We start from the raw sequence: 13,375 nt of genomic DNA, 5'->3' as shown, positions 1-13,375 counted from the left end.
GTTAGAAGATAACTTTTCAATAAGGTGATATGCACTAATTTAGAATTTTTATACCAAAAACATCATAGCACATATCACTTTGAAATTCCACCACAAATTTTCAGACATTCAAAAGCAGATTTTCAAATGCCTGTTCCATCGACAGTCCATTATTCGCAAAGCTTACCTTAATCATCATACTTCCACGACGCAGCATATATGGATTTCCCACCTGTTTTAAGAACTGTGCCTGCCTCTTACTCTGTGGCTGATTTTTATCTATTTTAATTTTTCTAATATCAGTCAGATCTTCTATTTTTACATTGTTAAAATCCACATCTAATAGTGCTCTGTATTCTTCTGCTGTCATAAAATCTATCCCCCCTTTCAGTAAAAATGCCACCCATAAAATACAGGTGGCTATGTAACCCGGAGCAAATGCCCCGGTAATATTTAATTGTACTTTTCATATGCCCCAATCTGGATTTTTACACATTCTGTAATCTTATCAAGTAGTTCTGTATCTGAAATTGAAGCAACTACCCTCTCAATCTGGACATTTACATCAATGGATACAATCTGCTCACATAATGCCATACTGTCAAATACCTCAAAATCTGTGTCAGTAACCTTTACCTTTGCAGCCGGTATTGGACAGTGGGTTGGCAGATATTTCTTTTTCCATGTTTTTGTGGACATGGCTACTGCTGTGACAACCGGTGAATACTGATTTGCTTTGTTATTTGAGATAATAATATAAGGTCTTGTATACTTCTGAATGCTCCCTTTACTTACTGACTCCAGATTTGCAATAACAATGTCGCCCCTGTTCAGTTTCATCTATGTCATTCCTCCTGTTCCCTGATATATTCTTCTGCCTCATCCTCTGTCGGACAGGCAACAATCCGTTTCCCATATTCATCAATCACTACTGTTTCGCCCGGAAATATAATCAGTTTTAATTTTCTATTTTCTTCTGTCATATCATTCATAAGAAATGAGAGCAGGTTCATAGCCCCTGCTCTCTGCATTAATACTGATTCCATGTTCCGCTGCAAGTGTCATTACAGCTTTAATCTCATTAAGTTCCATTGAAATGTCTACCACATCTCTTACCAGCACACAGATAATGACATCTCTTTCAATATAATATCTTAATCGTTCAACCGCTTTTTTATCTGTATTAAAAATTGTCTCAACAACTTTCATGCCGGACTTTTTTGCATATGCCTCGATACGGTCAGCTGTATCATTTGCATTATTCCTTACAAATATCAGACATTGCTTTTTTTCTCTGGAATCCTGCATATTGCCTCCTATCTGCCGTCCCTGATGTTATGATAGAACTTTGATACCGTATCAAGCACCAGCCCTCTTATATCACTTTCCTGAACAGGCTCTTTGTACATCATCTCATAACACTCTTCAAGTTCTCCATTAATATCCTCCACATAGATATCATATTCGCTGAGTTTTCCAAGTGTATCAATAACGGTCTCATCTGTTGCACCAATCATATCCTTTGAAAGTGTTATGATTGTATTAACATCTTCCTCCATATTTAAACCGATAAAGGCATATTTCATCGGAAATGAAACTCCTTCTGTAGAAGCAGGCTCTGAAAGCATAGCTACAATTTCATAGCCATTATCCTTACAATACTTTTCAAGCAGCTCCGGCACAAAATGATCTGTAGCCTCTAATCCTGTTTTTGCACAATATATAATTGCTCTTTCCATCTTAAAATCTCCTTATAAATAATATTGATTTGATACTGTGCGCACTTTATCTCCTCACATAAGCTGACTTATCTGTACTCTCCACACCATCACACCTAAACATTTTGATGCTAGAATATAAATAGTACAAGCCAAAATGAGAAATTCCAAATACACATAAGCATGGTACAATAGAAACATGCTGAAGGAGGATCTCATATGGCAAAGCAACATGACAAACAATTTAAACTTGATGCAATCCAGTACTATCAAGATCATAAAGATCTCGGAGTACGTGGATGTGCAGAAAATCTTGGCATCGGATACAGCACATTAACAAAATGGCTGAAAGACTTCCGGGAATCAGGTGATATTCCTGTTCGTGGTTCTGGTAATTATGCATCTGATGAGCAGAAGGAAATTGCCCGTCTCAGACGTGAATTACGTGATGCAAAAGATGCACTTGATGTGTTAAAAAAAGCAATCAACATTCTGGGAAAATGACGGAAGCCATTTATCTTGAAGTGTCTGAGAAGACGGAAGCTGCCAAAAAGGCTGGACGCCGGGTTTCCGTCTCCGGAATGTTGAAATTTTTAGGTGTCTCTCGCTCAGGATATCTTGCATGGCTCCACCACGTACCTTCTGATACAGAAAAACGTCGTAAAGCTGTAAAAGCAAAAATACAGGATATTTATGATGATTCCAAGCAAAACTACGGTGCTCCGAAAATCACTGTAGAACTTCGAAAAACTGGTGAAGTCATTTCGGAAAGAACCGTTGGTACATATATGCGCCAAATGGGAATCCGTGCTCAGTGGAGCAAACCATGGACGATCACCACAAAAGATTCCGATTTCAGCACTGAATTACAAAATATCCTCGATGAGCAGTTTAATCCTGATCGTCCGAATGCAGTCTGGTGTTCGGATATTACCTACATCTGGACAATAGATGGATTTGTCTATCTGACCAGTATTATGGATTTATTTTCCAGAAAAATCATAGCCTGGACGCTTTCAGAAACACTGGAAGTATCCTGCGTGATTGATACTATAAACAAAGCCAAAGCTCGCCGAAATATCGATCAACCATTAATTATCCATTCGGATCGTGGCAGCCAATATGTTGCAAAAGAATATAAAAAAGCAACCGAAAATATGCAGCGCAGTTATTCGAAGAAAGCTTTTCCGTGGGATAATGCATGCATTGAATCCTTTCATTCTATTATCAAACGTGAATGGCTCAATCGCTTTAAAATTCACGATTACAAGCAGGCATACCGCTTGATTTTCGAATATCTGGAAACTTTCTACAATACGAAACGAATTCATAGCCATTGTAACTATATGTCACCAAATGAATTCGAACGATTGTATAAAAGAACACACACTGAGGCTGAGCTTCTGGCGGGTTAAAATGGGAAAAGTTTCTCATTTTAACTTGTACTAAATCTTGACATAGGACCATTTCTTTTCTGTCGGTAATCATAAATCAGTTTGTGTGGGAAGATAAAATACTATCTTCCCGGTTTCTCAACCTTCCCCGTATCGGGTAACATATCCTTTGCCAGCCACAAACACTTCGTAGTTTCCTGCCCATCTGGACTTACGAAAGTAGCCACTCTCTGAAAATGCATTTCGCTGAAATTCAGGTGCACTTATTATCTCATTACCTCCGGCTGCTAACCCGGTAGGCACAACCCTCTGCTCTTATCCTTAAAGGCTCCTGCTGTTACGTTTCTCATAATCGGCTACAGTTCTGAGGATAGTCATCGCACGAAATGGGATTCTGCCACCCTGTCATAGACAAGGCGATATAAGCTCGTGGGATATGCGTGTCCTATTCTGTTTTCAATATTCAACGGTTCTTTTCTCAGAACCTGAACAAAGTATAACTGACACCACACATCTTCTACAGTAACCGACACTCTTTTGAACTAAGAGTAACACTCCCACCTGTTCCAAATCCTTATAAAAAAAGCCGGACTGCATTATCAAAAATGCAATCCGACTTTTTTATTCTGTCAGAAGCTTCATATTGTCAACGGCATTTAATACCATATTCCGGATAAACTGTACTTCCTTCTCCTTCAGACCAACCAGCAGATCATCGACTTCTGCCTTTCTTTCACACCCACACACAAGATAATCCAACGTTATATGAAACAATTCAGCAATACTAATCAGCGTATCTATTTTTGCTCCATTTACACCAGCTTCAATTTTCCGCAGAGCATCCACTGACAATCCAATCTGCTCGGCAAGCTGCTGTCTTGTCATTCTTCTTGCCGCACGCAACTCTTTTATTCTTTCTCCACTATTAACAATATCGTAGTACACCTTCCACTCTTTTCCGGCACCTTATATATTTGCTTAAGCTGTATTCATTGTACCGTAAGTGAATCTTTTGTAAGAGTGACTAAACCAGCTATTTCAGGTGGAATATTGTACACCTTAATACCAAGAATATAAATATTTGCGGATTAAAAAAGAGATATTTCCAAACTCTCATTACATTTTGGAAATATCTCTTTACTTAATATCCTCATCCGGCACAAACTCCATGATGTCCTCTATCTTACAATCAAGTATGGAACATAATCTGTTTAGGATTACCGTTTTTACGACCATATTCTTTCGCAATCGCTGTAACTGTGCTTTATCTATTCCATAATCTTTAATTAGTGCATACTGGCTAACATTTTTCTTCTTGAGTGTAATCCATAACCTGTCATATACTATCATTACAAAGACCTCCTCCTTGTATTCTACGCAAGAGTGTCCTATAATGATATGGTGCGTGTATGCACCATACTGTATGTATATGATAGAATAGAAAATAGCCATAATCTGCATAGAAAACAGCTCTCAAGGTTATTATGTAATATAGAACGGATTATCTGTTTTACTTTTATGGTATTCAACCGGGACAATTCAATCACCTGACAATTTGCCCGCAGATACCCTTTTCAGAAAGGATTCACAACAACACTATGAATGATAAAAACACATACTCTGTTGATAAATATTTGAAAATCATTGCCGAAAAAGAAGGAATCACAAAAGAAGAAGTCCAACAGGAAATTGGGCGGGCAGTTTCTATTGCTTTAAAAAGCCCTGATCCACAAATGCAACGCTTCTGGACAGACTTTCCATGTGAAAATGAAACTCCCACCATTGAAGAAATCATATACCATCTCGCTGAAAAATTTGCAAAAGAGTCATAGACAAAGGACAGGATAACTACCCGTCTATTCACTCAGATAATCTTCCTGTCCTCTTAATATTTGTTCAATCATATGTAATGCAAATTCTATTTCTCTTTCGTCACACCGATTCATCATAAATGCAAAACGCTCAATGTGTTTTTCTGGGTGCTGCTGGCTCATCAGAACCGTAGGCGATGACTCCAATGCATGAACAATATTCAAATATGTATCAAGACTCATTGCCCTTCTGCCATTTTCAACACTTTTGATAGTATCCAATGATACATCCGCCCGTTCTGCAAGCTCTGCCTGCGTAATTCCAAGCCTTCTGCGTTCTTTTCTGATATTCTCTGCAATAATTTCGTATATGTGCTCTCTTTTCCCCATAGCCCCATCATCCTTTCTGACTTATCGCATTATATCAGAAACTATTATGGGTTTTGGTAAACTGTAATCCTTTGACATTTTCGTGTAATATTTTGCATATTCTGTCAAAATCCCTTTAATTTTATGCTATCAGGATGTTTATTATTTATCGCCAACGGAATACCTTTTTGCCAACAGTCCATTTCATACCCTTGCTGTTTTAATTTTTCCAAACACTCTCCCTTAACAATAATATATTCTGGTTTCGCTCTTCCAAAAAATCCTTGATCATACCTGTCAAAATCTTCCGGAACATACTTCATCTCATATTTATCCTCACCCTTAGGCGATAATACCATATGCCCAATACTTTCTTGACAATTCCTTATTAACGATATTGGATAAGAAATTAGGATTCTGTGCTTGAAATGCTTTCAAACTTTCAATAAAAGCAGACTTACTTTCTGTTTTCAAATCCGAAAAAGTTGAATCTACTTTTTGATTTTTTACATTTTTTTCAATATACTCATCCGATTTAGCTTCATATTTCTCTACCATATGCGGATTTTTCGTTACAGCATTAGAATACCAATTTGTCAAGTATTTTAAAGTGTTAAGCTGTCTATCAGAATTACTACTTTCTCTACTGATCCTTTGATATTCATCATATGCACCTGAATCCATTGACCTCATCATATCAAGACCATCTGTAGTGTAAACAAGATTACTACCATGTCCTAAATAATTTCCTTTTTTTACCCCGTAATCCATATTTCCATCTGCATTCATCCTTCCGGCACTTGCCAGCTTTGCTATAGATTCCATTGCATCCAAAAAGGAACTTTTTTTATCTTCTGATATAAAATTATTTGCAGCATATTCCGCTTTTTTCATTCCTAATGATATATTAGCCTGACGCTCCTCCTCACTCATAGAGCTGCCATTTCCAATAAGAAAATTTTCGCGGATAATATCATATACAAATCCCTGTTCCTCTTTGCTACAATTTTCAAGAGAAGACGATATCGTCTTGTCAACATCATACATTCCTGAATATGCTGGTAAATCATCTGCACTTTTATCCACTTGAACAATATCCTGCTCAAATTCGTTTTTCTCTTTTAGCTGTATTGCTCTTTTACCTTTTGCACTTATTTCCAGAATAACCGCATCATCTTTTTCCTTGGAAATATCAATTTTCTCTTTTCCATTCCAGTGATTATTACCATACGGAGTGATCACGCTGTCCTGATAATGTTGGGTAGCTATCTTCATTTTAACCCTCCTGTATTTTGCATAATAGGTTGACACACCAAATCGTGTGACAACCTATTTTTATATTTTCTTAGTTACAATTTACACATTAAAACGGATGATACATAGTATATGCCAAATGGAAAATAGTCTCTGAAGCACTTATGCTACTATCATCACTTGGCGATACAGAAACTCCACATATATCAAAATAATGAGTGGATGTTGAACCATAATACGAATATACACCAATTCCAGGTGGTAAAGAAATATCAATTTCAAATTTACCACTTGAATCTGTAGTGCCTGTACCTCGCCTTATTGCATTCGCAGAGGTATTATTAGCCTCCCATGCCGGACTATAATATAATCCGTTAATCTGCTCTCCCCCAACTGCATACGTTACACCCGTCGAACTGTCTGTTGCTGTCAGCACTCCATAAACAGTTAATGTTCCAGATCCCTGCGTTCTGAAATGTGCTCCATATCCAGGATAATTAACAACCTTATTTAACCCTTCTGAACCTTTAAGATCAGTTATAACAATACCTGTAGCCTTCAAAATAGGAGTAATAGACAATTTATAATTCTGAATGTCCAAATCATCAAAATTCTCCATAGTTTTTGCATTGGAAACTCTAATATAATATTTTCCTGACGAAACAGAAATAGTGTTTCCGCTGCCTACTCGTTTCATTTGATACCCTTCTGATGCAACATTCTGATATACTTCTACAGAACAGGTATTTGTTGAAGCTGTAGTAGCAGAAATTTTTAATTTGTCATAAATTCTACTGCTTGGCACTGTAATTACATACCAATCATTATCAATCGGAGAACTTAAATTTCTTGATTCAATATAAGCCCCTCCTGCTCCATATGTAAATGCTAATGCCTGTCTTACAGACTCGTCAATCTCATAAGAATCACACGCTGTACTTACTGAATAATCCAATGTGAATGATTCACTTACACTTCCGCCCTCAGATGCTAATACATACAAATAATATGTTGCTGTATCACCTGATGTTATATAGCCTAACGCTTCCGGCAATGTACCTGCGGTGCCATTAATATAAGTATAATAATCTGAGCCCGTTAAAATATTGCCTTCTGCATCCAATAAATACAAATCGTAATCCAAATCTGCATTAGCAGGCGTTGTTAACTGTGCTTGCAAATATACCCCTGCTGGCAAATTAATATTATAAAGTTTTGCATCGCCCTTTGCTGTCAAATAGTCACTAACCGTACCGACTACAACCGCAGTATCAGCTTGTGTAGCCAAAATATCCTCTGCAATACTTTCATCTACTGTAATACTTTCTGACGATTTCGATAAGTCATTATTTTCGGTTGTTTCCAATTCTGAAATTTCTACAGGTTCCTGTTGCTGGATATCCACCGATTCATTTCCAACATTAGTATCTTCTGCTGCGACTAAAGAATCCTCTGTGATTTCTGCTGCTTTAACATCCATTCCATTAGCCAATGAAAATGTCATTGTTAATGCCAATGCTGTCGCAACCACTGTTGTTATAAATTTATTTTTCATATCAATTCCCGCCTTTCTAAGCTTATTTTGTACAACAATTTGAACATTATTTTCAATAACCTTTTATTTTTTTTTAATGTTCGGACGTTTCGGCTGATGCCATATTCCTAAACACGCAGGTGGAAATCCATCTATCCCATATACAGCTTCTTTTCTCATGACACGTTCTACAACCTTCAACACTTTCTTATTAACCTGCTTCATTCTCTCTCACCTCCTGTTTAAAAATTTTTGCTATACACAGCAAAGCTGCACATAATATAACAGCTATTGCCATATAACTAATGTAAACCATATCCGCATCTAACAGAACACATCCCAATATTATACACCCCTCAAGTAAAACAATAGTCCTTGCGGATTTTTTCGATTCCATCAATTCCTCTGATGTCATGTGCATATTAGGATGATTCACTGTACCAATCAATCCTATCCCCGTTATAGCAATTACCAATATTGCAAATAACCATTGCGGATGTTCTGACAGTCTTGCACTGATAATTACAATAACTAAATAAGAAACAACGGTTGCCAAATAACATTTATAAAACTTGTCCAGATGATATCCGCCAGTTCGCTTTCTTAATTCTAAGAAAAACACAAGAAAAAATATAGTTGGAAACAGTTTATGGAACGCCAAACTGATTACGATAATACTGCCAACCGTAATAAATTTCTCAATCCAACAGATAAAGACATAAATATATCTTTCTTCCATGTCTTTATCAATTAACCTTGCTTCAGTCATCTGACCAATTAAATCATCCGCCATTTTTTCAATCATAGTTATGCCTCCTGCCAGATTAAGTATAACTTTATCTGTTTACAAAACAATATCTATTGCAGAAAGTGACCTTTTTTTGCAGAAAATGACAAAAAAAGTGATTTGCTTGCAACAAATCACTTTTTTAAGGTTCATCTTAGTTTGGCAATATAACTGAGAAGTAGAACTCATTATTTTCATTTCGTATAGCATAAGAGCCTTGATATTTTGTTATAACCTCAATTATATTTTTTATTCCAACCCCATGCTCATCTATTTCATATTTCTTTGAGGTCTGTATTTCTCCATCTTTAATATTAAGTTTACCATCATATGTATTCTTTACAGATATAATGATGTTGTCTTTCTCTTTAACCAGTTTCATTTTCATAACTTTTTTGCCTGAGCACTTTTCACAAGCCTCTATTGCATTATTCAAAAGATTCGATAAAATAACAACAATATCCTCATCACGCATTTTAATTCCTGATAGATCATTGATTTGAAAGATAAATACAATTCCTTTATCCAATGTTTCCTTATATTTGCTATTTAATATAGCATCGATAATCACATTATTTGTTTTAATATAGTCTAACTCTGTACTCAAATTTCCGCTTATACTTCTCACATAATCCTTTAGTTCATCATAATTTTCCATCTCTATCAAAGACTCAATGCACATAATCTGATTCTTATATTCATGTGTTTTTTTCCGTTGTTTAACAAAATTTTCTGAAATAGAACGGTACATGTCTGTCTGATTTCGTGCTTTCAGTTGAAACACTTCATTTTCACGAATCTTAATTTCACGTTTTAATATATCATTTATCATATAGAACACAACTATATTCATCCCTGCCAGACACAATGCTATAACCAAGAATACATTTTCCTGCTTTTGATTCTCAATGCTTCCAGATGTTATGATCAATGCAATAACTGTGAAGATTGTAAAAAGTGGAAAAAAGATAAATCGAAGCCAATCTGTACTTCTTAAAACATCCGAGGACTCCCCTCCTATTTTTTTCCTGATAAGCAGAACAACTAGAAAAAGAATTATTTTTGCCAAAACTGTTATTAAACTTCCACCTACAAAATGTGACTCATTAATTTCTGCTACACTATGAAAGAGAGAGACATTTATCCAAAGTGTAAAATAGTCTACAGAAAGCAGTAATGCTTGAAATAATAATGATAAGATTATTGCTTTTTTTAAATGGATTTTAAAATAAAAGCTCATAAACAGCGCAATGACAACAATAGCTAACATCTGCTTTAGGACAAACTGATCATAAAATAACAAAGCTATTATATATCCACATATTACCGTTCCTAAAATAATACTACAGTTTCTCCAATTATTTTCGGATCTCTTTTCAGCAAAACTTTCAAAAAATATTTTGCAGCATATTATTTCCAATACCGTCAGCATTATACTTTGAATGTAATTAACCAACATCTATATTTCTCCTTTATACGAAACAAATGTTTCTTCAACAAATTTATATCGTGCTTTTGGAATTTCTAATTTAATACCATTGTTCAATAACGCCTCATACCGGCTGACTTTCTCAATATGCTTCATATTAACCAGATAACTTTGATGTATCCGGATAAAATCATTACCTTGCAACTCTTTTTCCAGCTCATCTAGTTTGCCATATATTGAATATTTTTTTAACTTGTCCTCCATAATGTAAAATTCCAGTTTATGCAATCTGCTCTCTATGTATAACAAACGCTCTAATGCTACAACCTTTGCACCCTCATTAAAGTTAAATTTCTTCTTTTGGGCTACATAATTCATATTCAAGCTGATTGCATCCATACACTCAAATATTAATTCTTGAAAATTTACATTATTTTTCAAAATATATCTTATAGCTCCTACGCTGTATCCTTGAGGGGCACATGTAATAAATGCTGTAACAAAAACTATAAAAACATCATTACTGACTTTTCTTATTTTCTGTGCAGTTTCCATTCCATCCAGTTCATCCATATTTACATCCAGAAAAACAATATCATACTTTGCCAGATTGATACCTAAACTTATAAAATCCTTTCCTGATTCAAATTCATCAATTTCGTATAATATATCATTTTCATTCATATATTCTATTAAAATATCATGAATGCGTTTTCTAAATTGTCTTTCATCATCACATATAGCAATTCTGAACATATGCTCATCCCCTTCCACACACAAATTTGACATACTTCTTTCATTTGGTTGGATTATTTTTTGTATATTTTCCTATTTTTTATTATATTTCGGCATCTTTATCCAAAATTTTAACCACTACTCTATATTTGTAATATTGCATGTTCGTCTACAAAATTATATATCAATACCTATTTTTAATACATTTTGCTATTGCACATATCGTTTCACTGCAATCTTTCCCATAACCATAAATACTGCTACCAGGACTATACTTACATACCCGGCATAAAAATAATCTTGCAGATCCAGACAAAACAAAATGATAAGAACACATACCTGTAATGCCGTTATGCAATGTGTTACCCTTGCATAATACCTTCTTTCTTCCTCATCAAGCGGTTTATTGATACTTTCCACTGGGGCAAGGACAATAATAATTACCACTGCAAGAACTCCGATCAATAAAATCACGGCATTAGGAACATTTTTCATTACAGGCTCATATGTATAAACCGGAATAAATAAAATTGCCATTGATATCAAAAAACAGCCGATTCTACTCTTACAGTGGCTGCCCCCACTATAGCTTCTCAACGAGGCATAAAATAACAGGAAGACCAGAACAAGTCCCGGTCTCCCCGTCACAATGCCAAATATTCCAGAAGCCAAAAGGTTTCCTGCAACAACAATGCCATTTTCTATCCCATATCGGTACAGTTCTGCATCCTCTTTTTGCACAATCCCCTTTTGTATCAATATTTCATTTATCTTCTTTGCAAATTTAGCAATCATACCCTGTTACCACCTTAAAATTTTCTAAGTTTTTTCGCATTATCCGGTAACTTGTCCTGTCCGAAAATAAACCAGCAGCAACGGTTCATATTTGTTGCAGTTACCGTAAGGGCAAGTGCTGCCACGCTTGTTAATGCTCCATGACTGAGTCGGTTCATCAATCTTCTTAATTTTGACATATGTATATGTCCTCCTTTACATTTGATGAATGCACTATATCATACTTTATGGGAAAATCCGGCAAAGTGTAACAGATTGACATTTAAGTGTAACGCTTTGCATTTATTCCTTCACTTCAATTCCATAGAGCATTGCTGAAACCTCAAATATATCCCCTTTATCTGTAAAACTGACCGTTCCATTGTATTTTTCTACCACTTTACGAACACTCTGAACACCATGCCCATGTCGGATATTATCTTTCTTGGTTGTTTTCAGGCTTTTATTTTTCTTTCCTGTTTTGCTGTTTGTTATTACAAGAAGCAAAATCCCCGACTGGTACTTATTTTCAATCTTTACAAAACGCTGTCCCTCCGGCACCTTGCTACAGGCTTCTACCGCATTATCCACAAGATTTCCATACAATACACCTATATCCCCGTGATCAAGCTGCATCTGCTTTGGAATACGAATAGATGTTTCTACTTTTATTCCCCTTGCCTTTGCCCTGCCAAATTTAATACGGAGCACAGAATCTACGATTGGATTATCAGAATACTGCTTTTCATCTATCTGCTCAAATTCCTTGCACATTGCACCGATTTTCTCTGAAAGTTCCTGCCCATCACTATTTTCCACCAGATGATACAGTTCATGCAATTTATGTTTCATATCGTGCTTTAACTTCTGCACTTCCTTATTCTGTTTTTCTGCTTCTTCATAATAGATGTCTTTATAGTGCATTTCTTCCCTGTACATTGCATCCTCATACTGTTTTTGCACAAGATAATTAAAACGCTCCATCATATACAGCATAAAATAATCCGTCAGGACAAGGGAAATTACAATACTGGCACACATAAGCAGGCTTTTTTCACTGCCCGCCTCCAATGACAAAAGAATAATAAAGCAACAGTTCAACACCGTAAAGGTAAATACCATAACCAGCACACCCAAAATTTCTTTCGGAAAGGCAGCAATCTGCATCCCTTTCTTTGAAATCAATTTTGACAGAATATACATCACATTTCCACGAACAAAGCTGCATATTACCATTACAAAATAATATTTATAACTTTCTCCCATATGAAAATTCATCGCATGGAGTAACAGCAAAGCTACAGGTTCAAACAGCATTCCAATACCCATGAATGTCACAATATTTATAATTCTCGTCCACATTCCTGATTCATAATAAAATGATAACAGTATAAGCACAATCAAAAGAGTCGCAAGATTCAGATACGGATTTTTTATGTTGCTGACAAATGTCCATATAATTGCAGCAATGGTAAATCCAGCCCATATCCATACCTTTGATACTGGTTTCATTTTCTTATTGGAATGAAAATAATACATAAACACTGCCAGATCAAACAGGCTGATGGCAAAGCGTATCACATATTCCATC

At 35.7% G+C, this 13,375-nt stretch carries 22 protein-coding genes; 3 read left to right on the top strand and 19 right to left on the bottom strand.

Annotated features, from left to right (window positions below; translation table 11 throughout):
* Positions 1-100: 100 nt before the first annotated feature.
* The 5 genes from DW721_RS14245 to DW721_RS14230 form a co-directional block, all read right to left on the bottom strand.
* Positions 101-349 (bottom strand): DUF6870 family protein, encoded by a 249-nt coding sequence (locus tag DW721_RS14245; protein WP_021923722.1) that lies wholly within the window; start codon positions 347-349, stop codon positions 101-103.
* An 83-nt stretch (positions 350-432) separates the two neighbouring features.
* Complete coding sequence (locus DW721_RS14240) at positions 433-819, bottom strand: type II toxin-antitoxin system PemK/MazF family toxin (RefSeq protein ID WP_006859319.1); 387 nt, start codon at positions 817-819, stop codon at positions 433-435.
* Between the two features lie 5 nt (positions 820-824).
* Positions 825-992: a hypothetical protein gene (locus tag DW721_RS16190; RefSeq protein WP_156337705.1), complete on the bottom strand. Its 168-nt coding sequence runs from the start codon at positions 990-992 to the stop codon at positions 825-827.
* A complete protein-coding gene (locus DW721_RS14235) occupies positions 964-1,287 on the bottom strand; it encodes a hypothetical protein (protein ID WP_055225167.1) in 324 nt (107 codons plus the stop codon). The genes DW721_RS16190 and DW721_RS14235 overlap by 29 nt, the downstream gene beginning before the upstream one ends.
* Positions 1,288-1,295: 8 nt before the next feature.
* The gene (locus tag DW721_RS14230; protein WP_021923717.1) at positions 1,296-1,718 is read right to left on the bottom strand and encodes a hypothetical protein; all 423 of its coding nucleotides are present in this window, start codon (positions 1,716-1,718) and stop codon (positions 1,296-1,298) included.
* 198 nt (positions 1,719-1,916) lie between these two features.
* Here DW721_RS14230 and DW721_RS14225 point away from each other — a divergent pair, with 198 nt between their 5' ends.
* Positions 1,917-2,201, top strand: coding sequence for a transposase (locus DW721_RS14225; RefSeq protein ID WP_118746117.1), 285 nt, complete (start codon positions 1,917-1,919; stop codon positions 2,199-2,201).
* Positions 2,198-3,112, top strand: coding sequence for an IS3 family transposase (locus DW721_RS14220; RefSeq protein ID WP_118746116.1), 915 nt, complete (start codon positions 2,198-2,200; stop codon positions 3,110-3,112). Before DW721_RS14225 ends, DW721_RS14220 begins: the two co-directional genes overlap by 4 nt.
* 117 nt (positions 3,113-3,229) lie before the next feature.
* On the opposite strand, the gene DW721_RS16185 is transcribed toward DW721_RS14220, so the two are convergent.
* The 3 genes from DW721_RS16185 to DW721_RS14210 all read right to left on the bottom strand — a co-directional run bounded on the left by DW721_RS16185 (position 3,230) and on the right by DW721_RS14210 (position 4,441).
* Complete coding sequence (locus tag DW721_RS16185; protein WP_007889520.1) at positions 3,230-3,394, bottom strand: hypothetical protein; 165 nt, start codon at positions 3,392-3,394, stop codon at positions 3,230-3,232.
* A 318-nt stretch (positions 3,395-3,712) separates the two neighbouring features.
* Complete coding sequence (locus DW721_RS14215; protein WP_005602820.1) at positions 3,713-4,036, bottom strand: helix-turn-helix transcriptional regulator; 324 nt, start codon at positions 4,034-4,036, stop codon at positions 3,713-3,715.
* Positions 4,037-4,228: 192 nt separating this feature from the next.
* Positions 4,229-4,441 carry a helix-turn-helix transcriptional regulator gene (locus DW721_RS14210; protein ID WP_118507328.1) on the bottom strand — a complete coding sequence of 71 codons (213 nt, stop codon included), beginning with the start codon at positions 4,439-4,441 and terminating at the stop codon, positions 4,229-4,231.
* Positions 4,442-4,689: 248 nt separating this feature from the next.
* Here DW721_RS14210 and DW721_RS14205 point away from each other — a divergent pair, with 248 nt between their 5' ends.
* The gene (locus DW721_RS14205; protein WP_055195970.1) at positions 4,690-4,923 is read left to right on the top strand and encodes a hypothetical protein; all 234 of its coding nucleotides are present in this window, start codon (positions 4,690-4,692) and stop codon (positions 4,921-4,923) included.
* Positions 4,924-4,947: 24 nt separating this feature from the next.
* Here the strand turns inward: DW721_RS14205 and DW721_RS14200 are convergent, their stop codons facing one another.
* The 11 genes from DW721_RS14200 to DW721_RS14150 form a co-directional block, all read right to left on the bottom strand.
* Complete coding sequence (locus DW721_RS14200; protein WP_006859583.1) at positions 4,948-5,292, bottom strand: helix-turn-helix transcriptional regulator; 345 nt, start codon at positions 5,290-5,292, stop codon at positions 4,948-4,950.
* A gap of 104 nt (positions 5,293-5,396) precedes the next feature.
* Positions 5,397-5,630, bottom strand: a complete 234-nt coding sequence (locus DW721_RS14195) for a hypothetical protein (protein ID WP_006859582.1) — start codon at positions 5,628-5,630, stop codon at positions 5,397-5,399.
* Entirely contained in the window at positions 5,614-6,546 is a 933-nt protein-coding gene (locus DW721_RS14190; protein WP_055195968.1) for a hypothetical protein, read from the bottom strand. Before DW721_RS14190 ends, DW721_RS14195 begins: the two co-directional genes overlap by 17 nt.
* 88 nt (positions 6,547-6,634) lie before the next feature.
* On the bottom strand, positions 6,635-8,080 hold the full coding sequence (locus tag DW721_RS14185) for a hypothetical protein (protein WP_006859580.1): 1,446 nt from the start codon (positions 8,078-8,080) through the stop codon (positions 6,635-6,637).
* 63 nt (positions 8,081-8,143) lie between these two features.
* Positions 8,144-8,284: a cyclic lactone autoinducer peptide gene (locus tag DW721_RS14180; protein WP_055195967.1), complete on the bottom strand. Its 141-nt coding sequence runs from the start codon at positions 8,282-8,284 to the stop codon at positions 8,144-8,146.
* The gene (locus tag DW721_RS14175; RefSeq protein WP_118746115.1) at positions 8,271-8,864 is read right to left on the bottom strand and encodes an accessory gene regulator B family protein; all 594 of its coding nucleotides are present in this window, start codon (positions 8,862-8,864) and stop codon (positions 8,271-8,273) included. Before DW721_RS14175 ends, DW721_RS14180 begins: the two co-directional genes overlap by 14 nt.
* Positions 8,865-9,000: 136 nt before the next feature.
* The gene (locus DW721_RS14170) at positions 9,001-10,305 is read right to left on the bottom strand and encodes a sensor histidine kinase (protein ID WP_055196194.1); all 1,305 of its coding nucleotides are present in this window, start codon (positions 10,303-10,305) and stop codon (positions 9,001-9,003) included.
* Positions 10,306-11,031 carry a LytTR family DNA-binding domain-containing protein gene (locus DW721_RS14165; protein ID WP_347560394.1) on the bottom strand — a complete coding sequence of 242 codons (726 nt, stop codon included), beginning with the start codon at positions 11,029-11,031 and terminating at the stop codon, positions 10,306-10,308.
* Between the two features lie 189 nt (positions 11,032-11,220).
* The gene (locus DW721_RS14160) at positions 11,221-11,805 is read right to left on the bottom strand and encodes an accessory gene regulator B family protein (RefSeq protein WP_117686863.1); all 585 of its coding nucleotides are present in this window, start codon (positions 11,803-11,805) and stop codon (positions 11,221-11,223) included.
* A 14-nt stretch (positions 11,806-11,819) separates the two neighbouring features.
* A complete protein-coding gene (locus DW721_RS14155; protein WP_005602854.1) occupies positions 11,820-11,984 on the bottom strand; it encodes a cyclic lactone autoinducer peptide in 165 nt (54 codons plus the stop codon).
* A 103-nt stretch (positions 11,985-12,087) separates the two neighbouring features.
* Complete coding sequence (locus DW721_RS14150) at positions 12,088-13,374, bottom strand: sensor histidine kinase (protein WP_118746113.1); 1,287 nt, start codon at positions 13,372-13,374, stop codon at positions 12,088-12,090.
* Position 13,375 lies beyond the last annotated feature (1 nt).

The sequence above is a fragment of the Clostridium sp. AM27-31LB genome, assembly GCF_003480745.1.
GTDB classification, from domain to species: Bacteria; Bacillota; Clostridia; order Lachnospirales; family Lachnospiraceae; genus Butyribacter; species Butyribacter intestini.
This window is presented reverse-complemented; position numbering and strand designations above follow the sequence as displayed.